The organism is Zoogloea sp. (assembly GCF_030157465.1).
Taxonomy (GTDB): domain Bacteria; phylum Pseudomonadota; class Gammaproteobacteria; order Burkholderiales; family Rhodocyclaceae; genus Zoogloea.
In genome coordinates this window covers 1-23291 of sequence record NZ_JAOAUU010000166.1, presented here as the reverse complement: position 1 = coordinate 23291, position 23291 = coordinate 1, and the positions used below count along the sequence as shown (strand labels likewise).

Below are 23291 nucleotides of genomic sequence, written 5' to 3'. Positions count from 1 at the left end.
CTGACAGTTGAAGTTTGTGGTTCGGATCTCTGTCCGAACCACAGGCGGCGGGGCCACGGTTTTTTCAGCGCTCGTCGAAACTCACCAGCAAACGCCCGCTGGTCGGCCGGGCCTGGCAGCTCAGCACAAAACCCTGGGCCATCTCGGAGCTTTCGAGGGTGAAGTTCTTGTCCATCTCGACCGTGCCTTCCAGCACCTTGGCGCGGCAGGTGCAGCACACGCCGGCCTTGCACGAGAAGGGCAGATCGAGACCGGCGTTGAGGGCCACGTCGAGCACGTGCTCGTTGGGCGCCATCATCATCTCGTGCTCCATGCCGTCGAGGATGACCGACAGGGCCACGCTCTTCGCGCTTTCGAGTTCGGGATGGAGTGTGCCGATCGGCACCACGCCCTTGGGCAGCGGCGTGTTGGCGGTGAAGCGCTCGGTATAGACCCGGCTTTCCGGCACGCCAGCCTCGATCAGGGTCTTCTGGGTCGCCTCGATCATCGCCTCGGGGCCGCAGATGAAGACTTCGTCCATGCTCTTCACCGGCAGCAGCGCGTCGATCACCGCCCGCACCTTGTCGCCGTCGATGCGGCCTTGCAGCAGGTCCACTTCCTGGGCCTGGCGGGACAGCACGTGGATCAGGGTCAGGCGGTCGCGGTAGCGGTCCTTCAGATCCTGCAGGGCTTCGTTGAACATCACCGAGGACATGCGGCGGTTGCCGTACACCAGGGTGAACTTGGATTCGGGCTGCTCTTCGAGCGTGGTGGCGGCAATCGACAGGATCGGCGTGATGCCCGATCCGGCGGCAAAACCGACCCGGTGGATGGCGCGCTGCTTTTTGACGACGAAACGGCCGTCCGGCGGCATCACGTTGAGGGTGTCGCCGGCCTTGACGGACTGCGCCGCCCAGTTCGAGAAGACGCCGCCTTCCACCGGACGGATGCCGATTTCCAGCTCGCCCTTTCTGGCGAGGCGGCTGCGCGGGCTGCTGATGGAGTAGCTGCGGCGCACTTCCTGGCCATCGACGACGGCCTTGACCGTCAGAAACTGGCCCGGCTCGAAGTGGAAGCGTTCCAGTTCGGCAGGCGGAATGTCGAAGGTGATGGCAACGGAGCCCGCCGCCTCGGGGCTGACGCGCTTGACGGTAAGTTCATGAAAACGGAGAGCGGACATTTTTGAATCTCCTGAAGCCCGTGAATAAATCGTAGCGAGCAGGCCCGAGCTTGCGACGAGGAGCGGAGCTGTACTTGCAGTACAGCGAGCACCGGAATCGCAAGCTCGGGACGCGCAGTAGATTTATTCACGGGCGGCCTAGTAAGGCTTGAAGTAATCGAAGGGCTCCTGGCAGTCGAGGCACTTGTAGAGCGCCTTGCATGCGGTCGAGCCGAATTGCGAAGAGACAACGGTGTGGGTCGAGCCGCACTGGGGGCAGGCCACCGGGTCGGCCGCGGGGCGTCGCATGAAGCGCACGACGCTGACGTCCGGCGTGGTCTGGTGCGGCGGCGCAATGCCGTAGGCGCGCAGCTTTTCCTTGGCGGCCTCGCTCATCCAGTCGGTGGTCCAGGCGGGAGACAGCTGGGTGATGACGCGGGCGGCAATGCCGGCACTTTCCAGCGTTGCCCGCACGTCGTCCTCGATCTGCCCCATGGCCGGGCAGCCGCTGTAGGTTGGCGTGATCACCACCTCCACCAGGCCGTCCGGGCCGCTTCTCACATCGCGCAGGATGCCGAGCTCCCGGAGGGTGACCACCGGAATCTCCGGATCGGTCAGGCCCTCCAGGGCGACCCACACCTGCTCAAGGGTGGCGGTGGTCATGGGCTTACCAGCAACCGTCGGGGTGAGCGCGGGCCAGGCTCTGCATTTCGGCGAGCAGAAAACCCAGGTGCTCGGAATGCAGGCCCACCTTGCCTTGCGGCACGTAGCCACGGACTTGCGGCCGGGTCAGCGTCGCTTCGGCCAGGGCGTCGTTCACCAGCGCATCCCAGGCGGCACGCAGGGTGCGCACATCCACGCCGACACCGGCTTCCACCGCGGCGGTTTCGGCCGGGCTGACCGTCCAGAACTCCTCGGTGTAGGGCAGCAGATGATTCACTGCGGCCTGGGCGCGGGTGTGGGATTCGTCGGTGCCGTCACCCATGCGCACGAGCCAGTCGCGGCTGTGGTGCAGGTGGTAGGTGGCTTCCTTCAGCGACTTGGCGGCGATGCCGGCAAGTGTGCTGTCGGCGGACGTCTGCAGCGCGTCCCACACGTGCACCATCAGCGCCGAATACAGGAAGTTGCGCACGATGGTGGTGGCGTAGTCGCGGTCGGCAACGGCGTAGCCCACCAGCGCGCCGTGATGGGGCAGCTCCAGCAGCGTGTAGTTGCGGAATTCCTGCGAGTCGCGGAAGTAGGCCAGCTTGTCTTCCGTCGTGCCGTCGCCCTTCAGTTCGGCGGCGCGCTGGTAGAGCAGCCGGGCCTGGCCGATCAGGTCGAGGCTGACGTTGGCGAGGGCCAGGTCTTCTTCGAGGATCGGGCCGTGGCCGCACCATTCGGCATCACGCTGCCCGAGAACCACGGCGTTGTCGGCCAGATGCAGCAGGTAGTCGATGGTCGCGCTCATTACATGTGCCCCACTTCATCGGGAATTTCATAGAAGGTCGGGTGACGGTAGATCTTGTCGGCGGCCGGATCGAAGAACTCGCCCTTCTCGTCCGGGTTGCTGGCGGTGATCGATGCCGAGGGCACGACCCAGATGCTCACGCCTTCCTGGCGGCGGGTGTACACGTCGCGGGCCATGTGCAGGGCCTGGCTGGCGTCGGCCGCGTGCAGGCTGCCGCAGTGCTTGTGTTCGAGGCCCTGCTTGCTGCGGACGAAGATTTCCCAGAGGGGCCATTCTTTAAGGGCGGTGGTGGTCATGCTGCCTCCTTCATTGCACGTTCTTGCTGTTTGCGGGCGTAGGCCTGGGCGGCGTCGCGCACCCACTGGCCATCGTTGTGGGCCTTGACGCGGGTGGCCAGGCGTTCCTTGTTGCAGGGGCCGTTGCCTTCCACGGTGTCCCAGAATTCCTGCCAGTCGATCTGGCCGTAGTCGTAGTGCTGGCGTTCCTCGTTCCACTTGAGGTCGGGGTCCGGCAGGGTGATGCCGAGCACCTTGGCCTGGGGCACGGTGGCGTCCACGAACTTCTGGCGCAGGTCGTCGTTGCTGATGCGCTTGATGCCCCAGCGCATGCCCTGCGCACTGTTGGGACTGTCGGCGTCGGGCGGCCCGAACATGGCGAGGCACTTCCACCACAGGCGGTTCACCGCGTCCTGCACCATCTCGCGCTGGGCCTGGGTGCCCTTCATCATCACCAGCAGGGCTTCGTAGCCCTGGCGCTGGTGGAAGGACTCTTCCTTGCAGACCCGCACCATGGCGCGGGAATACGGGCCGTAGGAGCAGCGGCACAGGGGGATCTGGTTCATGATCGCGGCACCGTCCACCAGCCAGCCGATCGCGCCCACGTCGGCCCAGTTGAGGGTCGGGTAGTTGAAGATCGAGCTGTACTTGGCCTTGCCGGAATGCAGGCCTTCGAGCAACTGGTCGCGGCTGGTGCCGAGGGTTTCGGCGGCCGAGTACAGGTAGAGGCCGTGGCCGCCCTCGTCCTGCACCTTGGCGATCAGGATGGCCTTGCGCTTGAGGCTGGGCGCGCGGGAGATCCAGTTGCCTTCGGGCAGCATGCCGACGATTTCGCTGTGGGCGTGCTGGCTGATCTGGCGCACCAGGGTCTTGCGATAGGCTTCCGGCATCCAGTCCTGCGGCTCGATACGGCCATCCGCGTCGATGCGGGCGTCGAAACGGGCCATCAGTTCTGCGTCTTCGGTGGACGGGGTGACCGCCACCGTCTTCTGTCCGGCCTGGTCGGGCACGTTGAAGGATTGTGTGTACATGGTGTTCTGTCTCCTCTCGGGTTGAACCTAATCAGGATCGTTACAGCAGCCAGGCGGGCTGGCGTTTTTCCAGGAAGGCGGCGATGCCGTCCTTGGCCTCGTCGGTGGCCCGCTGGCGGGCGATGCGTTGGGCGGTTTCCTCGCTCACCGCGTCGTCGATGGGGCGTCCGGTCACGGCGGCAATCAGATCCTTGGCGGCCTTCTGGGCCTGGGGTGCGCCGGCAATCAGGGTGTCGGCCAGCGCGGCAACCGCCGCATCCAGCGCATCCACCGCCACCACCTCGCCCACCAGCCCGATGGCCAGCGCCCGCTCGGCCGAAACACGCTCGGCGCTCTGAAAGATGCGTAGCGCGTGACGCGGCCCGACGGCGCGCAGCACGTAGGGGCTGATCACCGAAGGAATGATTCCGAACTTCACTTCTGAGGTCGAAAACACCGCGTCGGCAGAGGCAACCGCCATGTCGCAGGCCGCCGCCAGCCCGGTGCCGCCGCCCAGCGCCGCGCCATGAACCCGGGCGATGGTCGGCTTGGACATGTCCGACAAGGCCCGCAACATGCCGGCAAAGCGCCGGGCGTCGGCCAGGTTTTCAGCCTCGCCAAAGGCCGAGGCGCGCTTCATCCAGTTGAGGTCGGCACCAGCGGAGAAATGCTTGCCCCGCCCGGCCAGGACCACGACGCGAACGCCAGCGTCCCCGTCCAGCTCGGCGCAGGCCTCGCCCAGATCGGCGATGAGCTGCTCGTTGAAGGCGTTGAAGACGTCCGGACGGTTCATCCAGATCGTCGCCACCCGGCCGCTGCGGGTGATCTCGAGGGTTTCGTAGGCTTGCGTCATGGCCGCTCGGTGCTTACTGGGAGATCGTCCAGTCGCCGTTCTTCACTTCCAGCATGCGGAAGGACGACAGATCGAGGCCCATGTGGTCGGTGGCCGACATCGTCACCTTGCCGCTGGAGCCGACGTAGCCCCTGGTGGCTTCGATGGCATCGCGAACCTTGGCCTTGTCGGTGCTGCCGGCACGCTTGATCGCATCGACAGCCAGCATCAGGCCGTCGTAGGCGTAGCCGCCGAAGGTGGACACGTCCTGCTTGTAGCGCTCCTTGTAGGCCTTGTCGTAGGCAAGCACGACGGGCTTCTGCGGGTCGTTGGCGGGCAGCTTGTCGCCGATCAGCTGGGCCGGGGACGGCAGGCGCACGCCTTCGGCAGCCGGGCCGGCGAGCTTCAGGAACTCATCCGACGCCACGCCGTGGGACTGGTACAGGGGCAGCGTGATGCCGAGCTGCTTGTAGTTCTTGGTGACGATGGCCGGGCCCTGGCCGAGGCCGAACACGAAAACCGCCTGCACGCCCGGGGCGCTCTTGATCTTGGTGAGCTGCGGGCTCATGTCGGTGTCCTTGGGGCCGTAGGTTTCGTTGGCCACCAGGGTGATGCCGTACTTGCCCGCCACCAGTTCGGTTTCCTTCTTGCCGGACTGGCCGAAACCGCTGGTTTCGGAGAACAGCGCCACCTTGGTGAGGCCGCGCTTCTTCATGTCCTCAAAGACCTTCTCGGCGGCCATGCGGTCGGTGTGGGGCGTCTTGAAGACGAACTTCTTGACCGGCTCGACAATCACCACGGCACCCGCCAGCGATATGAAGGGCGTGCCCGATTTTTCGGCCAGCGGCACCATCGACATGGTGGAACCGGTGGTGGTGCCGCCGATCAGGATGTCCACCTTGTCGTCGTCCAGCAGGCGCTTGGCAAAGCCATTGGCCTTGTTGGCGTCGCTGCCGTCGTCGTAATGGACGAGCTGCAGCTGGCGGCCGAGCACGCCGCCCTTCTTGTTGATGTCCTCCACGTACAGCTGGAGGGTTTTGAGTTCCGGGTCGCCCAGGAAGGCGGCGGGGCCGGTCACCGACAGCACCGAACCGACCTTGATCGGATCGGAAGCCATCGCGGTCAGGCTGCCCAGCGCCAGTACGGCGCCAGCCAGAAAGGTCTTCAGCGTTTTTTTCATTGGGTTGTCTCCTCTACGGGTGGTGTGTGTCAAACGCGTTCGATGATGATGGCAATGCCCTGGCCGACGCCGATGCACATGGTGCACAGCGCATAGCGGCCGCCCCGCCGGGCCAGTTCGTAACTCGCGGTGGTCACCAGCCGGGCGCCGCTCATGCCCAGCGGATGGCCCATGGCGATGGCGCCGCCATTGGGGTTCACACGTGCTTCGTCGTCGGCCAGGCCGAGGTCGCGCAGCACCGCAAGGCCCTGGGCGGCGAAGGCTTCGTTGAGTTCGATGACGTCCATCTGGGCCAGCGTGAGGCCGGCCTTGGCGAGCACCTTGCGCACGGCCGGCGCCGGGCCGAAACCCATGATCCGCGGCGCGACACCGGCGGTGGCCATCGCCACCACGCGGGCCTTCGGGGTCAAACCGTGCTTCGCAGCGGCGGCACCGGACGCCAGCAGCAGCGCACAGGCGCCGTCGTTGACGCCGGAGGCGTTTCCGGCGGTAACCGACAGCTCGGGGCCATTGACGCCCTTCAGCTTGGCCAGCATGTCCAGCGTGGTCTCGGGGCGCGGATGCTCGTCGGTGGTGAAGACAAGCGGCTCGCCCTTCTTGCGCGGGATCTCCACCGGCACCAGCTCGTCGGCAAAGCGCCCGGCTGCGTTGGCGGTGGCCCAGCGCTGCTGGGAGCGCAGCGCAAAGGCGTCCTGGTCGGCGCGGGAGATGCCGAAGTCAGCGGCGACGTTGTCGGCCGTCTGGGGCATCGAGTGGGTTTCGTAGAGCTTCTTCATCATCGGGTTGATGAAGCGCCAGCCGATGGTGGTGTCGAAGATTGCCGCGTTGCGGGAGAAGGCCGATTCGGCCTTGCCCATCACGAAAGGCGCACGGGACATGCTTTCGACGCCGCCGGCGATCATCAGCTCGGTTTCACCCGACTTGATGGAGCGCGCCGCCAGGCCGATGGCGTCCATGCCGGAACCGCACAGACGGTTCACCGTGGTGCCCGGCACCTCGATGGGCAGGCCCGACAGCAGGCCGGACATGCGCGCCACGTTGCGGTTGTCTTCGCCGGCCTGGTTGGCGCAGCCGTAGATGATGTCCTCGACGGCCGCCCAGTCGACTTGCGGGTTGCGGGCCATCAGGGCCTTGAGGGGCACCGCACCCAGGTCGTCCGGGCGCACGCTGGCGAGGGTGCCGCCGTAGCGGCCGATGGGCGTGCGGATGGCGTCGCAGATAAAGGCTTCGGTCATGGTGTCGTCCTCAGATCTGCTTGGGGCGCTGGTCGAGCACGCGACGGGCCTTGCCGGTCTGGGTGCGCGGGATGGAGTCGAAGTCCATGACGTTCACCTTGGTCGAGATGCCGATGATGGTCTTGATGTGGTGCTGCAGCGCGCGGGCGATCTCTTCGATGGTGCCGCGGCCGAGCTTGCCGGACAGCTCGCGCTGCACTTCGCAACGCACTTCCACGTTGTCCATGTGGCCGTCGCGGGTCAGCACGATCTGGTAGTTGCCGGTCAGCCGCTGGTCGCGCAGGATCTGCTCCTCGATCTGGGTCGGGAACACATTCACGCCGCGCACGATCAGCATGTCGTCGGAACGACCGGTGATCTTGTCCATGCGCCGGAACGAGCGCGAGGTGGGCTTGAGCAGGCGGGTCAGGTCGCGGGTGCGGTAGCGGATGACCGGGAAGGCTTCCTTGGTCAGCGAGGTGAACACCAGCTCGCCCTCTTCGCCGTCGGGCAGCACTTCGCCGGTTTCAGGGTCGATGATCTCGGGGTAGAAATGGTCTTCCCAGATCACCGGGCCGTCCTTCGATTCGATGCATTCACAGGCCACGCCGGGGCCCATGACTTCGGTCAGGCCGTAGATGTCGATGGCGTCGATGCCGAGCTTTCGCTCGATCTCGGCACGCATGCCCTGCCCCCACGGCTCGGCGCCAAAGATGCCGACCTTCAGCGAGATTTCGTCGGGCTTGATGCCCAGGCGCTCGAACTCCTCGGCGATCACCAGCGAGTAGGACGGGGTGACCATGATGATTTCGGGCTTGAAGTCCATGATCTGCTGGACCTGCTTTTCGGTCTGGCCGCCGGACATCGGCACCGCACAGCAGCCGGCGCGCTCGACACCGAAGTGGGCGCCAAGGCCGCCGGTGAACATGCCGTAGCCGTAGGCGATATGCACCATGTCGCCGGCCCGGCCGCCCGCGGCGCGGATCGAACGGGCAACCACGCTGGCCCAGTTGTCGATGTCGTTTTTGGTGTAGCCCACGACCACCGACTTGCCGGTGGTGCCGCTGGAGGCGTGCAGGCGGGCCAGCTTGTTGCGGGGCACGGCAAAGAGGCCAAACGGGTAGTTGTCGCGCAGGTCCGTCTTGGTCATGAACGGAAATTTCGCGAGGTCGGCCAGCGTTTTCAGGTCGTCCGGATGAATGCCTTTTTCAACGCAGCGCGCGCGATAGGGGGCGACGTTGTCGTAGCTGTGGCGCAGCGACCACTTCAGGCGCTCGAGTTGCAGGGCCGAGATTTCGTCGCGGCTGGCGGTTTCGATGGGCTCGAGATCGCCGGGCTGGGGGATTTTTGCGGTCATGGGGTGTCTCTCTCCTCTCCGTGTTATTCGGTACAGGGCCGCTCAGGACTTCTCGGCAGCCAGTCCGGCAATGACTTCGCCGGAAATACGGTAGCTCTTGCCCCGGAACAGGGCGATGGTCTTGCCCGCGCTGTCCCGCACCGTCACGTCATAGACGCCGGTGCGGCCGGCCTGGGATTGTTCGACGGCTTCGGCATCCAGCGTGTCGCCCTCGCGGCCAGGCGCCAGAAAGTCGATGTTGCAGGCGGAGGCCACCGTGTTCTTGTTGTAGCTGTTGCAGGCGTAGGCAAAGGCGCTGTCGGCCAGGGTGAAGATCAGGCCGCCGTGGCAGATGTGATGACCATTCACCATGTCGCCGCGCACCGTCATCGAGATCCGCGCATAGCCCGGCCGCACCGCCTCGATCTTCATGCCGAGGGCGTTGGTGGCGCGGTCGCGGGCCCACATGCATTCCGCGACGGCTTCGGCCAGGGCCTGGGCTTCGGCGGCGTTGGGGTGCTTATCGGTCATGGAGGGTCTTTCCGGCGGAAACCCGCTGCTGAATGAGGGGCGAGATGCGGTAGCGGTCTTCGCCGTAAAACTGGCCGAGATTGGCGAGCACCCGGCAGATGGCCGGCAGCCCGGCCAGATCGGCCCAGGCCAGCGGCCCGCGGGGGTAATTGACGCCCAGGCGCATGGCCGCATCGGCACCCGCCGCATCGCAGACGCCCTGATTCACCGCGTCGGCGGCCTCGTTGGCGAGCATGGCCACGGTACGCATCACCACCAGACCGGGCAGATCCGCAAGGCGCGACACCGAGAAACCGGCCGCCTGCAGCAGGCCGATGGCAGCGCCGACGGTCGGCGCAAAGCACCCCTGGGCAGCACTCATCGCCAGCCGGCTGGCCTGGGTGTAGTCGAGGGCCAGATCGATCAGCACCGTGTTGGCGATGCCGCTGTCGGCCGCCCGGCGGGTGGCCGTGCGGCCGTCGGTAAGGTAGATCACCGCCTCGCCGGCCTCGGCGATACGGTCGTCGTCGGCCTCGCCCCAGGTGTAGGCGATGTTCCGTTCATGCAGCCGGTCGGCCAGGGCCAGCGCAGCGGCGGATTCGCCATGCAGCACGATCCGGCCCGGCACGCTCTGGGCGACGGCATTCTTGGCCAACGGGCGCTCGGCGCCTTCCCGGTAATCGTAGAAACCACGGCCGCTCTTGCGACCGTAGAAGCCGGCATCCACCAGCTCCTGCTGGATCAGCGACGGCAGAAAGCGCTGGTCGTTGAAGAAGGCGTTCCACACCGAGCGGGTCACGGCGAAATTCACGTCGTGGCCGATCATGTCCATCAGCTCGAAAGGCCCCATGCGAAAGCCGCCGGCCTCGCGCATCACCGCGTCGAGGGTGGCGCAGTCGGCGCCGCCTTCGTTGAGGATGCGCAGGGATTCGGCGTAGTACGGCCGGGCCACCCTGTTGACGATGAAGCCGGGCGTCGAGCGGGCATGCACCGGCGTCTTGCCCCAGGCCGCCGCGGTGGCAAACAGCGTGTCGGCCACGGCCTTGTCGGTGGCGAGGCCGGAGACGATCTCCACCAGCGCCATCAGCGGCGCCGGGTTGAAGAAGTGCAGGCCGGCCAGACGCTCGGGACGCTTGAGGGCGGCGCCGATGGCGGTGACGGAAATCGACGAGGTGTTGGTGCCAAAAATGCAGTCGGCGCCGACGATGGCTTCGAGATCGCGGTAGAGCGTTTGCTTGGCTTCCAGGCTTTCGACGATGGCTTCGACCACCAGCGCGGCGTCCGCCAGATCGGCCAGTTGCTCGACCGGCAGCAGTCGCGCGCCGGCGGCTTGTGCCGCATCAAGCGTGAGCTTGCCTTTTTCGGCCAGACGGGCGAACTGGGCACGGATGCCGGCCACCGCCTTGGCCGCGGCTTCGGGGCGGTTGTCGAGCAGCTTGACCACGTGGCCGGCGGCCGCCGCCACCTGGGCGATGCCGGCCCCCATGGCGCCGGTGCCGACCACGGCCACGACGGAAGAAGTTTTGAGCGCCTCGGTCACGCTCATTCCCCGGTGAACTTCGGTGCGCGCTTTTCCATGAAGGCGGCGACGCCTTCGGCGTAATCCGGGCTCCAGCCCAGTTCGCGCATGAAGCTGCCTTCAAAGGAAAGTTGCTGCTCGAGCGTATGGCCCGGCGCCGCGTGCAGGGCCTGGCGAGTCCGCACCAGGGCCTTGGTGGGCGCGGTGGAAAGCTGCGTGGCCAGACGATCGACGCTGGCGACGAACTCGGCATCTTCGACGGCGGCCCAGATCAGGCCCCATTCGGCGGCCTTTTCGGCGGGCAGTTTTTCGGCCAGCAGGGCCAGGCCCATGGCGCGGGCCATGCCGACGCGCTGGGGCAGGAACCACGTACCGCCGGTGTCGGGCACCAGGCCGATCTTGCTGAAAGCCTGCAGGAAGGACGCCGACTTGGTGGCGACAACCAGGTCACAGGCCAGCGCCACGCTGGCGCCGGCGCCGGCGGCAATGCCGTTCACCGCGGCGATGGTGGGCACGCGCAGGTTTTGCAGGCGCAGCACCAGCGGCTTGTAGTTCTTCTCGACCACGTTGCCGATGTCCGGCATGGGCCGGCCCGGGGCGATGGCCATTTCGGGGTCGGCCAGATCCTGACCGGCGCAGAACGCCCGGCCGGCGCCCGTGAGCACCAGCACGCGGATGGTGGGGTCGGACTGGACGGTGTCGAGGGCGTCGCGCAGTTCGACGTGCATCTCGCCGGTGAAGCTGTTGAGCTTGTCCGGGCGGTTCAGCGTCAGGCGAGCAATGCCCGCCTCCACCGTGAAGAGGATGTTCTGGTAGTCCATGACGATTCCTCAGGCGTGGTAGCGGCGCTGAACGACGCGGAAGCGGTTGGCGACAAAGGCCGAATCCGAGTAGGAGGCGTTGGCCGCCGGGTTGCCGCCGGTGCCGTGATAGTCGGAGTACGCCGCCGACTGGTTCACAAAGACGCCGCCGGTCAGGTTGATGGACAGGGCGACCTTGCTGCGCCAGGTGGCTTCGGTCATCGCGTCGATCACGTCCTGCCTGGTGGAATACACGCCGGCAGTGAGCGCCCCGTGGGTGCTGACGACGCGCTCGGACAGGGCGATGGCGGCGGCGGTGTCGGCCACCTTGACGATGAAGCTGATCGGGCCGAAGCGCTCTTCCATGTAGAGCTTCTCGTCGGCGGCATCGCAGGCCAGCAGCACCGGGGTGCGCACGGTGGCGGCCGGGAAGTCCGGGTTGTCGAGCTTGGCGGAGGCCAGCACGATCTTGCCCAGAGCGCCGCTGTTGGCAAGATTGATGCGCTCCGCGGTGTCGGCGGACTGGATCGCGCCGAGCACCGCATGGGCAACTTCGGGCTTGGACAAAAAGCGCTCGACCGATTTGGCCAGGTCGGCACAGAACTCGTCATAAGACTTGTGGCCGTCTTCGGTTTCGATGCCATCGGCCGGCACGAACAGCGCCTGGGAGGTGGTGCACATCTGGCCCGAGTAAAGCGACAGGGTGAAGGCCAGGTTGCCCAGCATCGCCTTGTAGGCGTTGGTGGAGTCGATGACGATGTTGTTCACACCGGCCAGCTCGGCATACACCTGAGCCTGGCGGGAATTGTCGATGAGCCACTGGCCAAACACGTTGCCGCCGGTGAAATCCACCGACTTGACCGCCGGGTGGGTGGCCAGAGCCTGGGTGGTGGTGCGCTTGTCGGTGACGCACAGGCTGACCAGGTTGGGGTCGATGCCGTTTTCGGCCAGCACGGCGCGCACCGTGCGAACGGTGATGGCGGCCGGCAGGATGGCGTTGCTGTGCGGCTTGACGATCACCGCGTTGCCGGTGGACAGCGCCGCGAACAGGCCCGGGTAGGTGTTCCAGGTGGGGAAGGTGCTGCAGCCGATCACCAAGCCGATACCCCGGCCGACGATCTGGAAGTGCTTCTTCATGACCAGCGCCGGGTTCTTGCCCTGGGGCTTTTCCCAGACGGCCTCGGCGGGCACGAAGCTCTGCTCGCGCCAGGCATAGGCCACGGCTTCGAGGCCACGGTCCTGGGCGTGGGGGGCGCCGGCCTGGAAGGCCATCATCCAGCCCTGGCCGGTGGTCATCATCACCGCGTGGGCCAGCTCGAAGCTCTGTTTGTTGAGGCGCTCGAGGATTTCGAGGCAGATGCCGGTGCGGCCATCGGCACCCACGGCCTGCCAGCCCTTCATGGCGTGAAGGCCGGCGGCGATCAGCGCGTCCGGGTCGCACACCGGGTAGCTCACGCCCAGTTCGATGCCATAAGGCGAGGATTCACCGCCCTGCCAACCGCTCTGCCCCGGCTGCCCCAGTTCGAATTGCTGGCCCAGATGCGCCTCGAAAGCGCGCTTGCCGTCGTCGGGCGCGGTTTCGCCATACACCTTGGGGCTGGGCATTTCCGGGTAGGCCGACCAGTAAGTGCGGGTGGCGATGGCGCCGAGGGCCGCTTCGAGGGTGGCGCGATGCTTTTCGAACAGGGGATGAGTCATTCGTCTGTCTCCGTTTGGGTTTTGTCTTCTGGAGCAAACGTTACAAACCTAGATGATCCATGTCAATGCTGGGTATCGCATTTTATTGGTAAGAAGATCAAAAATTCCACCCATAGAAACTAGTTCCATATTTTAAAACATGATTATTTTCAGTTAGTTATTTTCATAAATTTCAAAAATAGCCCTGATTTTTGCGCACAAAAAAAGATTCGAGTTTTTTCTGAGACGCAAAAACAAGATACATTTTTACTATAAAATAATTTTATTTTGTATCGTTTAATCGCCACCCAGCAGAGTGGTTTTACAGGTCAAAGGCGAACATGACACGCATCCTCATGCATCCCTCGGGCAAGTCGGTGGAGTGCGCCGACGGCGACACCGTGCTGATGGCCCTCGAGAAGGCCGGCTACGCGCTGCCCAACAACTGCCGGGCCGGCGCTTGTGGCGAGTGCAAGGTCAAGGTCAGCTCGGGGCAGTTCGATCAGGGCATGGTTCTCGACATGGCCCTGTCCCGCGACGAGCGTCGCCAGGGCTACGGCCTGATGTGCATGGCCAAGCCGATTTCCGAGGTACTGGGTATTGAATGGGGCACGGCCGACGCCCGCCCCCGGCTCTTTCCGCCGCGTGACGATGCCCGCTTTGTGCTCACCGACAAGCACCGGCTTACCGACAGGGTGGTCGAACTGCGGCTGCGTCCGGTTGGCGAGCCGATCCGCTACTGGCCCGGCCAGTACGTGACGCTGGGCCATCCGGATGGCGGCATTCCGGCCCGCGCCTATTCCATCGCCAACACCCCGCGCCCGGATGGCGAACTGGTGCTGCAGGTGGCCCGCGCCGAGGGCGGCATCACCAGCAACTGGATCCACGATCAGCTGCAGCCCGGCGCCAGCCTTACGCTGGCCGGCGCCTACGGCAGCTTCATCGGCGACCCGTCTGTCGATACGCCGGTGCTGTGCCTGGCGGCAGGCACCGGCCTCGCGCCCATCCTGGCGCTCACCGAAGCGGCCCTGCGGCGCGGCTTTCGCCAGCCGGTAAGCGTGGTTTTTTCGGCGCGCACCCGGGCCGATATCTACGGCCAGGGCCTGATGGCCTGGTGGCGCGCCCGCCACCCCGGCTTCGACTACCGGATCACCCTCACCCGCGAAAGACAGCACGGCCACCTCGCCGGGCGCATCCGGGCGGTGCTGCCCGGGCTGTTTCCCGACCTGTCGAAGCACACCGTCTTTGCGGCCGGCAGCCCCGATTTCGTGGCGAGTTGCGTGACCGCGGCAAAGGCACTGGGAGCCCGGCCCGAGCTCATCCACACCGAAGCCTTCTTCGCCCGGCAGCAGCCGGCAGAGCCCGATGCAGACCATCTTCTGGTCACCTGAGGCGCGCCAGGGCTGCCTGCCCGCGCTACCCAGATCCAGGGCGAGCCGCTAGACTACTTCGCTTTTCTGCCTCATTCACTCGGCAAATCCAGTGCTGCCCCCGATCCAGAAACGTCTCGACGACTTCCGTCAGCAAGGCCGTGTGCAGGCCGGCTCCCTCATCATTTCAGTCTTTGGCGACGCGGTTTTGCCGCGGGGCAGCCGTATCTGGCTGGGCAGCCTGATTCGCCTGCTGGAGCCGCTGGAACTCAACGAGCGCCTGGTGCGCACCTCGGTATTCCGCCTCGCCAAAGAGGAATGGCTGCGCACCGAACCCTCGGGCCGGCGCACCGATTATCTGCTCACGCCGTCTGGCCAGCGCCGCTTCGAAGAAGCTTCGCGGCACATCTACGCTTCCAGCGCCCCCCGCTGGGACCGCCGCTGGCGACTCATCATCACGGTGGGCGAACTGCCGCCCAAACGCCGCGAAGCCCTGCGCCGCGCGCTGTTCTGGCAAGGCTTCGGGGTTCTCAATGGCGATTGTTTCGTGCACCCGAGCGCCGATCTGTCGGCGGCCTTCGACGCGCTGATCGCCGAAGGCCTGTCGGACGTACTCGGCAAGCTCAAGCCGCTGCTCGCCGCCGACGCCCAGTTCGGCAACGCCGCCAACGACATCGACATGGTGCACGGCGCCTGGAACCTGGAACGGCTGGCCGGCGTTTACGCCGAGTTCGTCGAGTGCTATCAGCCCGTTCTCGAACAACTGCGCGCCGAGGGACAGGCGGAAATCGACGGCGAAAGCGCCTTCCTGCTGCGCATCCTGCTGATCCACGACTACCGCCGCCTGCTCCTGCGCGACCCGGAACTGCCCGACGTGCTGCTTCCGCCCGAGTGGCCGGGGCAAAAGGCCCGGCTGCTGTGCAAGGAACTCTACCGCCGCCTGCTCGCCCCCTCCGAGCGCCACCTGGACGCCCACTTCCAGCTTGCCGACGGGCAGACGCCCGAAGTCACCCCGACGCTCCACGAGCGCTTTCGGGAAGACGACCCGCTGGCCGTTCCGGCCTGATTCAGAGGCAAGCACGGGTAGGTCGAGTTAGCCCGCAGGGCGTAACCCGACACCGACATGAACGTCGATGGACACATCGGATGTCGGGTTACGCTGCGCTAACCCGACCTAGTCGCCCCTAATCTTCCTTCTTGCGCAAGGCCACCAGCGGCACCACGTCCGGCATGTGGATGCGCTTGCGATCGGCTTCGACGGCGCTCAACGGCGCGGTTTCCACCATCGTCGCCAGGCTGCGCCGGGTCAGATCCTGGTAGGTTGCGGTGCCCTCCCCTTTCCAGCGGATCTCCTCGTCGCTCAGTTCGCGGATCACCCTGGCCGGCATGCCGGCCACCAGCACCCGCGGCGGAATCTCGGCGCCGGCCTTCACAAAGGCGCTGGCCGCCACGATGGACGATTCGCCGATGATGGCGTTGTCCATGATCACCGCGTTCATCCCCACCAGCGCATTCCGGCGGATGCGGCAGCCGTGCAGCACCGCCCCGTGGCCGATGTGGCCGTTCTCCTCGACCACCGTGTCGGTGCCCGGAAAACCGTGCATCACGCAGGTGTCCTGCAGGTTGGCGCCGCGCTCGAGAATGAGCCGCCCGAAATCCCCGCGCAGGCTGGCGCACGGCCCCACGTAGCACTCGGGGCCGACGATCACGTCGCCGATCAGCACCGCGGACGGGTGCACATAGGCGCTCGGGTCCACCACTGGAACGATGCCGTCGATGGCATACACGCGCAGCGTTGTCGTCATGAATTGATCTCCTTGGTTGACAGATGGTTTCTTATAATGAAATCTATTCTTCAATGCGTAACATAACCGAGAATTCAGGATCATGAGTGAAGAACTGGAAGGAAAGCACGGCGTACAGTCCCTGGAAGTAGGGATGGGCATCCTCAAGGCGATGGTCGGCGGCCAGCGCTCGATGATGCTCAAGGACATCGCCGCCGCCGCCGAAATGCCGCCCTCCAAGGCCCACCGCTACCTGGTCAGCCTGATCCGCGTCGGGCTGGTCGAGCAGGATCCGCTCACCTCCCGCTACAACATCGGCCCCTTCGCCCTCAAGATCGGCCTGGTCGCCATCGACCGCCTGGACCGGGTGCGCCTGGGCATGGCGGCCATCGCCGAGCTGCGCGACACCATCAACGAAACCACCGCCCTCGCCGTGTGGGGTGACCACGGCCCGGTGATCGTCCGCTGGGAACGTCCCAACCGCCCGATCATCGTCAACGTGGTTACCGGCACCCACCTCAAACTGCTCAGTTCGGCGGCCGGCCGCGTCTTTGCCGCGTGGCTGCCGCGCGAGCAAGTGGAAGAGCAGATCCTCAAGGAACTGGCCGCAGGCAGCGCCCCCGCCGACATCCACACCCTCGATGACGCCTACGCCATGCTCGCCGAAGTCGAGCGCGAAGGCGTCGCCGCCATCTCCGGCAACTACGCGGTAAAAGGCGTCGAAGCGGTGGCGGCGCCGGTCTTCAATTTCAAGAACGAACTCACCATGGCGCTGGTCATCGTCGGCGTCGAAGGCTCCACCGACATGCGCGCCGAAAGCCCGACGATTCTTGAATTGAAGCACTCTGCGCACAGCCTTTCAGTCCGCCTGGGCTCGACGCGCGACACCGCAGCGGCGCCGTAGCAGACCTCGCCTCACCGCTTCCGTACCCCTTCAGATCCCGGCCACGCGCCGGGATTTGCGCTTCTGGCCGGGGGCACCACAAGGCGCTGCGGACGCCCTTTCCACCGTCCTCCAAATTGCGATACAAATTTTTTCCTTGACTAGCATTTTTGTATCATTTCTAATCTGCAGAACAGATTACAAAATACAGAACCCGCCCGATCACGGCGCAGGTCACCCGTCCAACACCCGGCACGACAGGAGACAAAAATGAACCACCAACGTGATACCAACCCGTCAGGAAGGGGTGCGTAATGCTTGCCCAATTCCTCCAGTTCCTCTTCTCGGGTGCCACCGTCGGCGCCACCTACGCCCTCGCGGCCCTGGGCTTCACGCTCATTTACAACGCCAGCAACGTGATCAACTTCGCCCAGGGCGAATTCATCATGCTGGGCGGCATGCTGGCGGTGTTCTTCACCCAGTCCGGCCTGCCCCTGCCGGCGGCCCTGGTGCTGGCCATCCTGATTCCGGCCATCGTCGGCATCGTGGTTGAAAAGCTGGCCATCGAGCCGGTGAAGGGCGCCGAAACCGTCACCCTGATCATCATCACCATCGGCGCCTCGCTGGTGATCCGCGGCCTCACCGCCGTCTTTCTGGGCAAGGGCACGCACAGCCTGCCGGCCTTCTCCGGCGACACCCCGATCGAAATCCTCGGCGCCACCCTGATGCCCCAGAGCCTGTGGGTGCTCGGCGTCACCGCCGTGGTGGTGGTCGTGCTGTGGTACTTCTTCAACCGCACCCTGACCGGCAAGGCCATGCTGGCCACCTCCTACAACAGCCTCGCGGCAGAGCTGGTCGGCATCAACACCAGCAAGGTGCTGTTCATGAGCTTCGCCATGTCGGCGGCGCTGGGCGCCGTGGGCGGCATCCTGGTCACCCCGATCACCCTCACCTCCTACGACGTGGGCATCATGCTCGGCCTCAAGGGCTTCGTGGCGGCGGTGGTCGGCGGGCTTGGCAACGGCCTCGGCGCCGTCATCGGCGGCCTACTGGTGGGCATTCTCGAATCCTTCGGCGCGGGCTACCTGTCCTCGGCCTACAAGGATGCGATCCCCTTCGTGCTGATCCTCTTCATCCTCTTCTTCATGCCCCGCGGCCTGTTTGGCGCCCGGGTCACCGACCGGGTGTAAACATGCAGAAACGCGCCTACTTCGGGCTCTACATCGTCATCGCGGTGCTCGCCGTGCTGCCGCTGGTGGTGCCCAACAGCTTCTATCTCGACCTGGCCATCCGCATGGCCATCAACGCGGTGATCGTCCTCGGCCTCAACCTGCTGATCGGCTTTGCCGGCCAGATCAGCCTGGGCCATGCCGGCTTCCTCGGCATCGGGGCCTATGCCTCGGCGGTGCTGCCCACCCATTTCGGCTGGCATCCGCTGCTGGCGATGGGCGCCGGCGCAGCCGTCACGGGCTTGCTGGCGGCAGTGCTGGCGCGCCCGATCTTCAAGCTCAAGGGCCAATACCTGGCCATGGCGACCCTCGGCCTGGGAATCATCATCAACATCGCCATCCGCAATGAGGCCGCCTGGACCGGCGGCCCCGACGGCATGCCGGTGCCGACGATGGGCCTCATGGGCTTCGAACTCGCCAGCGACAAGCACTGGTACTGGGTCGTTGCCCTGATGCTGTCGGTGAGCGTGTGGGCTTCCATCAACCTCATCGACTCGCCCTTCGGCCGCGCCCTGCGCGCCTTGCACGGCTCGGAAGTCGCCTCGCAGGTGGTGGGCGTGGACGTGGTGCGCTACAAGGTCGCCATCTTCGTGATGTCGGCGGTGTTTGCCAGCCTGATGGGCAGCGTCACCGCCCATTACGTGGGCTTCGTCACTCCCAACCTGGCCGACTTCTTCCACTCGATCGAGCTGGTGACCATGGTGGTGATCGGCGGCATGGCCTCGGTGTATGGCTCACTGATCGGCGCGGTGCTGCTCACCGCCCTGCCCCAAGCCCTGGCCACCTTCGAAGGCTGGGAGACCGTGGCTTTCGGCGTAATCCTCATGGTGTGCATGATCTTCATGCCCAAGGGCCTGGTTCCGACTCTGGCCGCCAAATTTGGCAAAGGAGACTGAGCATGGCGCTCCTCGACGTAAACAAACTCTCCATCCACTTCGGCGGCGTAAAGGCCGTGCAGGAAGTGAGCTTCAGCATCGACGCCGGCATCGTGTATGCGGTGATCGGCCCCAACGGCGCCGGCAAGACCACCCTGTTCAACCTGATCACCGGGGTTTACAAGCCGACCAGCGGGGAGATCCGCCTCGATGGCGAATCCATCGGCGGCAAATCACCCAACGAACTGGCGACCCGCGGCGTGGCGCGCACTTTCCAGAACCTGCAGATCTGCATGAACATGAGCGCCATCGAGAACGTGATGGTGGGCGCCCACCTGCGGCTCGACCGCAACCTGCTCAAAGCCGCCCTGCGCCTGCCCACGCTGACCCGCCGCGATGCCGAAATGCGTGTCGAAGCGGCCGAGCTGATGCGCTTCGTCGGCCTCGAAAAGTACATCGAAGCCCGCGCCGACTCCATGCCCTACGGCGCCCTCAAGCGCCTCGAAATCGCCCGCGCGCTGGCCATGAAGCCGCGCCTGATCTTCCTCGACGAACCGGCCGCCGGCCTCAATCCCAAGGAAACCATCGAAGTGGATGAACTCATCCGCAAGGTGGCCGATTCGGGCATCACGGTGGTGCTCGTCGAACACGACATGAAGATGGTGATGAACCTCTCCGACCGCATCCTGGTGCTCGACTACGGCAAAAAACTGGCCGAAGGCACGGGCGAGGAAGTTCGCAGGAATCCCGACGTGATCGCCGCCTACCTGGGCGCCCACGCCTGAAGCCCGAGGATAAAAAGATGGAAGCACTGCGCATCATCAAGGACGAGCACCGCAACCTGTGGCGCCTGGCCATCACCCTCGACCAGGTCATCGGCGAGATGGAACGGGATCAGAAGGCCGACCCGGCCTTCATCGGCTCCGTGCTCGATTACTTCGAGCACTTCATGGACGGCTGCCACCACAAGAAGGAAGACGAGTACCTGTTCCGCATCCTGCGCCAGCGCAGCGACAAGGCCGGGCCGCTCCTCGACCGCCTGCAGGCCGAACACCGCAACGGGCCGCAAAACCTCAAAGCCCTGCGCCGGCAACTGGCCGACACCGCCGCCGGCCGCAGCAGCGTAAGCGAACTGGCAGAAGCCCTGCGCCTCTACCTCAACGACCAGAAAGCGCACATCCGCAGCGAAGAAAAGGACATCTACCCGCTCGCCAGCGAAGTGCTCACCGCCGCCGACTGGGCCGAGATCGACCAGGCCTTTCTGGATAACGACGACCCGGTGTTTGGCAGCGCCGCGCGGGCCGAATTCCGCGAGCTGTTCCACAAGGTTGCCAGCCTGGCGCCGGTGTCGGTCGGACTCGGCGGCCAGAGCGCCGGCGAACTGCAAGCGGCCGGCGGCAAAGGCGACGTGCTGCTCAGCGTCAGCGGCCTGGAAAGCTGCTACGGGCGCATCAAGGCGCTCAAAGGCATCTCACTGGAAGTGCGACGCGGCGAAACCGTGGCCCTGGTAGGCGCCAACGGCGCCGGCAAAACCACATTCCTGCGCACCCTGTCGGGCGTGCAGCCGATGTCGGCGGGCAAGATTGTTTTCGATGGCGAAGACATCTCGAAGCTGCGCTCCGACATGCGCATGCGCCGCGGCATCTGCCAGTCGCCGGAAGGCCGCCAGGTCTTCGGGCCGCTGTCGATCGAGGACAACCTGCGCCTCGGGGCCTACACCCAGCCCAAGCAGCAGGTGGAAGGCGATCTGGAAAAGATCTTCACCATGTTCCCGATCCTGAAAGAGAAGCGGAAGCTCCCCGCCGGCACGCTCTCCGGCGGTCAGCAGCAGATGCTGGCCATCGGCCGCGCGCTGATGGGCCGCCCCAAGCTGCTGCTCCTCGACGAGCCGTCGATGGGCCTCGCCCCGCTGCTGGTGGAAGAAGTCTTCAACGTGGTGAAAACCTTGAAGGCCCAAGGCATGACCATCCTGCTGGTGGAACAGAACGCCTTCTCGGCCCTCGCCATCGCCGACCGTGGCTATGTGCTCGAAACCGGCAACATCACCCTCACCGGCAGCGGCCGCGAGCTGATCGAGGACGAACAGGTCCGCGCCGCCTACCTGGGCATGTAAGCGCGACCCGGCAGCCCGCCTGCACTGTCGATTCCATATAGACAACTGCGGGAGCCGACCCGGCACCACGGCCGGTGGCGCCGGCCCCTGGGTGCGGACAAAAAGCGAGGGGCCGATGCACACGCATGGGCCCCTCGCTAGTTCGCGGTGTGGTGCGATGGATCCGGCCTCCGCGCCGATCCGCTGAAGGCCGGACTGACGCGGGGGGCGGTCATCGCATCGTCCGCGGCGCCGCTAACCCGAACTTTGGCCGAGCGGGTCGTCGGCAAACCGGCCCTCCGCATCCGCATCATCCGTCGTGCCGTAGTAAGAACGAATTTCCTTCCTCCAAGCCGGATCCTGCATGTCCGGCCACCTGTCCTTGTCGAATCCGGGCGCAGCGTTGAGGCGCTCCTTGTCGACACCCAGCACGAAGCGTTTATTCACCGTATCGAGGGTCAAGGCGCTCCAGGGCACGGCAAACAGCTTCTCACCCATGCCGAGGAAGCCGCCAAAAGACAGCACCGCATAGGCCACCCGGCCACTCTGCACATCCAGCATCAGCTCCTTGATGTCGCCCAGATCTTCACCGTTCTGGTTGCACACGTCATTGTCAATGAGCGTGTGCGCCCCCATCAACCGCGGCCCGGGCCCTGCACTCGTGTCGGGCTCGGTGGCAAGGCCGGCGGTAACCTTGTACATGCCATAGGTGTCGCGTTCTTCATAATTCATGATCAGCTCCCGGGTAATTCATTTTCAATCCTGATCAGGGCGTTACGGATCTCCGCGAGGATGAGTCCATCGGCCCGCGCCTGATCGACTTCCGGTATATCCCAGGCAAATACACTCCGGTAATGCTCGACCAACTTTTTCACACCATCGAAAATTTCGTCTCGATGTCTGTCCAGTTCGATCTGTTCCATGCTTTCCATGCTGTTTCCCCTTCAACTCGACCAGCGGGTAACCGGGTCAATCCTCTGTCCGTGGGGGATAGCGAACCGGTAATCAGGCTTTCTTCGTCCACAAGTCGCACCAGCCATTCGGGCTGATCTGGCCCTCGACCAGTTTGCAGGTGTTCGATTCCGCGTTGAAATGAAGGCACGCGGCACACCTCTGCGCGATGAAATGTCGTTTCTCATCATCTGTTCCCTGCGTCGTGTCGTCACGCAAGCGGTCGGCGCGCGCCTCGATGTGGCTCCTGAAGCCGCGCGGCGAACCATCGAACCGCCTTCCGCTGCGAACCCGGCGGGTAGCGACTGCGTCAATCACCGGTTTCGGCTGATGAACCACTGGCTGGCAATGCTGACGAACGGCCACTTTCCGCGCCGTTCGGCGGCGCACATAGGGCAGGAATGGCTTTACTTGTGTGCGTTACCGAACATAACCCAGGCCGCTCCGCGCACATCCCTTTGCGGCCCGGCCAGCGAGAAACACTGGCCTTGCTGAAAATCCTGGCGCTGGGCAACCAGGATGTGGCCGCTGGCAAAGTCAAACCTGTGGCCGATGTTGTTACCCGTCTGCGCGCCAAGCGAGCCGCCGTCTGATGGCTGGCACACCCGCCAGCTTCGAAGTCCTGCTCACCGAGGGTGCCGAGCAGGACTTGGAGGCCATTAACGACTACCTCTCCGAGTTCGACTGTGTGGCCAGCGCCAACTACGTGCTGGATGAGTTGATAAAGATAGTCGAGAGCTTGTCCAGGTTTCCGGAGCACGGCAGCTACCCGAAAGAACTGGTCAGCGTCGGCATCAAAGAGTATCGCCAGACTTTCTTCAAACCATACCGCGTGATCTACCGAGTTACTGGCCACCAAATCATCATCTACCTGATTGCTGACGGACATCGTGATATGCAGTCAGTGTTGGCGAGAAGGCTGCTGGGCGCATAGTCGATCTGCGGCGGGGCCGATCAAGCCCGGGAATGTCGCAAATCGGCGATTTGAATGTTGCTTGCAGAGCGACGAGAGGCTGAATGAAAGACAGAAGCCGGCCAGGAGCGGACACAGGGAGCAGATTCCGAAACCGGCCGTTCTAACCGGCCCCGATGGCCTTCGGGCAGGGGTGGCGAATTCACCAGGATTGACTTGCGCCGCCCTAGCTTTCGCTAAAGGGGCGGCAGCG

Annotated in this window: 25 protein-coding genes; 8 read left to right on the top strand and 17 right to left on the bottom strand. The window is 65.0% G+C overall.

All coding sequences use genetic code 11. The annotated features are described in order from the left end of the window. Nucleotides 1-64: 64 nt before the first annotated feature. The 13 genes from paaE to paaN all read right to left on the bottom strand — a co-directional run bounded on the left by paaE (nucleotide 65) and on the right by paaN (nucleotide 12962). Nucleotides 65-1159: a 1,2-phenylacetyl-CoA epoxidase subunit PaaE gene (gene paaE / locus Q1W26_RS19910; protein ID WP_300443974.1), complete on the bottom strand. Its 1095-nt coding sequence runs from the start codon at nucleotides 1157-1159 to the stop codon at nucleotides 65-67. Nucleotides 1160-1297: 138 nt separating this feature from the next. Then, complete coding sequence (gene paaD / locus Q1W26_RS19905; protein ID WP_300443971.1) at nucleotides 1298-1801, bottom strand: 1,2-phenylacetyl-CoA epoxidase subunit PaaD; 504 nt, start codon at nucleotides 1799-1801, stop codon at nucleotides 1298-1300. Between the two features lie 4 nt (nucleotides 1802-1805). Beyond that, nucleotides 1806-2588, bottom strand: coding sequence for a 1,2-phenylacetyl-CoA epoxidase subunit PaaC (gene paaC, locus Q1W26_RS19900; RefSeq protein WP_300443966.1), 783 nt, complete (start codon nucleotides 2586-2588; stop codon nucleotides 1806-1808). Further along, entirely contained in the window at nucleotides 2588-2884 is a 297-nt protein-coding gene (gene paaB / locus Q1W26_RS19895; protein ID WP_300443953.1) for a 1,2-phenylacetyl-CoA epoxidase subunit PaaB, read from the bottom strand. The genes paaC and paaB overlap by 1 nt, the downstream gene beginning before the upstream one ends. Continuing rightward, nucleotides 2881-3894, bottom strand: coding sequence for a 1,2-phenylacetyl-CoA epoxidase subunit PaaA (gene paaA, locus Q1W26_RS19890; protein WP_300443950.1), 1014 nt, complete (start codon nucleotides 3892-3894; stop codon nucleotides 2881-2883). Before paaA ends, paaB begins: the two co-directional genes overlap by 4 nt. A gap of 40 nt (nucleotides 3895-3934) precedes the next feature. Continuing rightward, entirely contained in the window at nucleotides 3935-4726 is a 792-nt protein-coding gene (locus Q1W26_RS19885; RefSeq protein ID WP_300443944.1) for an enoyl-CoA hydratase/isomerase family protein, read from the bottom strand. A 13-nt stretch (nucleotides 4727-4739) separates the two neighbouring features. Further along, nucleotides 4740-5885, bottom strand: a complete 1146-nt coding sequence (locus tag Q1W26_RS19880) for an ABC transporter substrate-binding protein (RefSeq protein ID WP_300443932.1) — start codon at nucleotides 5883-5885, stop codon at nucleotides 4740-4742. 29 nt (nucleotides 5886-5914) lie between these two features. Then, nucleotides 5915-7120: a 3-oxoadipyl-CoA thiolase gene (gene pcaF, locus Q1W26_RS19875; protein WP_300443928.1), complete on the bottom strand. Its 1206-nt coding sequence runs from the start codon at nucleotides 7118-7120 to the stop codon at nucleotides 5915-5917. A 10-nt stretch (nucleotides 7121-7130) separates the two neighbouring features. After that, nucleotides 7131-8456: a phenylacetate--CoA ligase PaaK gene (paaK, locus tag Q1W26_RS19870; protein WP_300443926.1), complete on the bottom strand. Its 1326-nt coding sequence runs from the start codon at nucleotides 8454-8456 to the stop codon at nucleotides 7131-7133. 42 nt (nucleotides 8457-8498) lie between these two features. Then, nucleotides 8499-8966, bottom strand: a complete 468-nt coding sequence (gene paaI / locus Q1W26_RS19865) for a hydroxyphenylacetyl-CoA thioesterase PaaI (RefSeq protein ID WP_300443924.1) — start codon at nucleotides 8964-8966, stop codon at nucleotides 8499-8501. Continuing rightward, nucleotides 8956-10491 (bottom strand): 3-hydroxyacyl-CoA dehydrogenase PaaH, encoded by a 1536-nt coding sequence (gene paaH / locus Q1W26_RS19860; RefSeq protein ID WP_300443918.1) that lies wholly within the window; start codon nucleotides 10489-10491, stop codon nucleotides 8956-8958. The genes paaI and paaH overlap by 11 nt, the downstream gene beginning before the upstream one ends. Beyond that, nucleotides 10488-11285 carry a 2-(1,2-epoxy-1,2-dihydrophenyl)acetyl-CoA isomerase PaaG gene (gene paaG / locus Q1W26_RS19855; protein ID WP_300443905.1) on the bottom strand — a complete coding sequence of 266 codons (798 nt, stop codon included), beginning with the start codon at nucleotides 11283-11285 and terminating at the stop codon, nucleotides 10488-10490. The genes paaH and paaG overlap by 4 nt, the downstream gene beginning before the upstream one ends. A gap of 9 nt (nucleotides 11286-11294) precedes the next feature. Then, complete coding sequence (gene paaN, locus Q1W26_RS19850) at nucleotides 11295-12962, bottom strand: phenylacetic acid degradation protein PaaN (RefSeq protein WP_300443903.1); 1668 nt, start codon at nucleotides 12960-12962, stop codon at nucleotides 11295-11297. A gap of 320 nt (nucleotides 12963-13282) precedes the next feature. On the opposite strand from paaN, the gene Q1W26_RS19845 reads away from it, so the two are divergent. Then, nucleotides 13283-14332, top strand: coding sequence for a 2Fe-2S iron-sulfur cluster-binding protein (locus Q1W26_RS19845; RefSeq protein WP_300443897.1), 1050 nt, complete (start codon nucleotides 13283-13285; stop codon nucleotides 14330-14332). A gap of 91 nt (nucleotides 14333-14423) precedes the next feature. Continuing rightward, nucleotides 14424-15377, top strand: a complete 954-nt coding sequence (paaX, locus tag Q1W26_RS19840; protein WP_300443885.1) for a phenylacetic acid degradation operon negative regulatory protein PaaX — start codon at nucleotides 14424-14426, stop codon at nucleotides 15375-15377. Between the two features lie 118 nt (nucleotides 15378-15495). On the opposite strand, the gene paaY is transcribed toward paaX, so the two are convergent. Continuing rightward, nucleotides 15496-16116: a phenylacetic acid degradation protein PaaY gene (gene paaY, locus Q1W26_RS19835; RefSeq protein WP_300443883.1), complete on the bottom strand. Its 621-nt coding sequence runs from the start codon at nucleotides 16114-16116 to the stop codon at nucleotides 15496-15498. 82 nt (nucleotides 16117-16198) lie between these two features. Between paaY and Q1W26_RS19830 the strand changes: the two genes are divergently transcribed. From Q1W26_RS19830 to Q1W26_RS21560, 5 genes are all read left to right on the top strand, one after another. Beyond that, entirely contained in the window at nucleotides 16199-16999 is an 801-nt protein-coding gene (locus Q1W26_RS19830; protein WP_300443878.1) for an IclR family transcriptional regulator, read from the top strand. Nucleotides 17000-17292: 293 nt separating this feature from the next. After that, nucleotides 17293-18168, top strand: coding sequence for a branched-chain amino acid ABC transporter permease (locus tag Q1W26_RS19825; RefSeq protein ID WP_300443867.1), 876 nt, complete (start codon nucleotides 17293-17295; stop codon nucleotides 18166-18168). A 2-nt stretch (nucleotides 18169-18170) separates the two neighbouring features. After that, nucleotides 18171-19103 (top strand): branched-chain amino acid ABC transporter permease, encoded by a 933-nt coding sequence (locus Q1W26_RS19820; RefSeq protein ID WP_300443863.1) that lies wholly within the window; start codon nucleotides 18171-18173, stop codon nucleotides 19101-19103. A 2-nt stretch (nucleotides 19104-19105) separates the two neighbouring features. Then, a complete protein-coding gene (locus Q1W26_RS19815; protein WP_300443856.1) occupies nucleotides 19106-19867 on the top strand; it encodes an ABC transporter ATP-binding protein in 762 nt (253 codons plus the stop codon). Between the two features lie 17 nt (nucleotides 19868-19884). Next, the gene (locus Q1W26_RS21560) at nucleotides 19885-21195 is read left to right on the top strand and encodes an ATP-binding cassette domain-containing protein (protein ID WP_366143713.1); all 1311 of its coding nucleotides are present in this window, start codon (nucleotides 19885-19887) and stop codon (nucleotides 21193-21195) included. A 234-nt stretch (nucleotides 21196-21429) separates the two neighbouring features. On the opposite strand, the gene Q1W26_RS19800 is transcribed toward Q1W26_RS21560, so the two are convergent. The 3 genes from Q1W26_RS19800 to Q1W26_RS19790 form a co-directional block, all read right to left on the bottom strand. Further along, the gene (locus tag Q1W26_RS19800) at nucleotides 21430-21906 is read right to left on the bottom strand and encodes a PRC-barrel domain-containing protein (RefSeq protein ID WP_300443828.1); all 477 of its coding nucleotides are present in this window, start codon (nucleotides 21904-21906) and stop codon (nucleotides 21430-21432) included. A gap of 2 nt (nucleotides 21907-21908) precedes the next feature. After that, nucleotides 21909-22106, bottom strand: coding sequence for a hypothetical protein (locus Q1W26_RS19795; RefSeq protein ID WP_300443826.1), 198 nt, complete (start codon nucleotides 22104-22106; stop codon nucleotides 21909-21911). Nucleotides 22107-22179: 73 nt separating this feature from the next. Continuing rightward, nucleotides 22180-22491, bottom strand: coding sequence for a high-potential iron-sulfur protein (locus tag Q1W26_RS19790; RefSeq protein ID WP_300443821.1), 312 nt, complete (start codon nucleotides 22489-22491; stop codon nucleotides 22180-22182). Between the two features lie 226 nt (nucleotides 22492-22717). On the opposite strand from Q1W26_RS19790, the gene Q1W26_RS19785 reads away from it, so the two are divergent. Further along, entirely contained in the window at nucleotides 22718-23059 is a 342-nt protein-coding gene (locus Q1W26_RS19785; protein WP_300443792.1) for a type II toxin-antitoxin system RelE/ParE family toxin, read from the top strand. Nucleotides 23060-23291 lie beyond the last annotated feature (232 nt).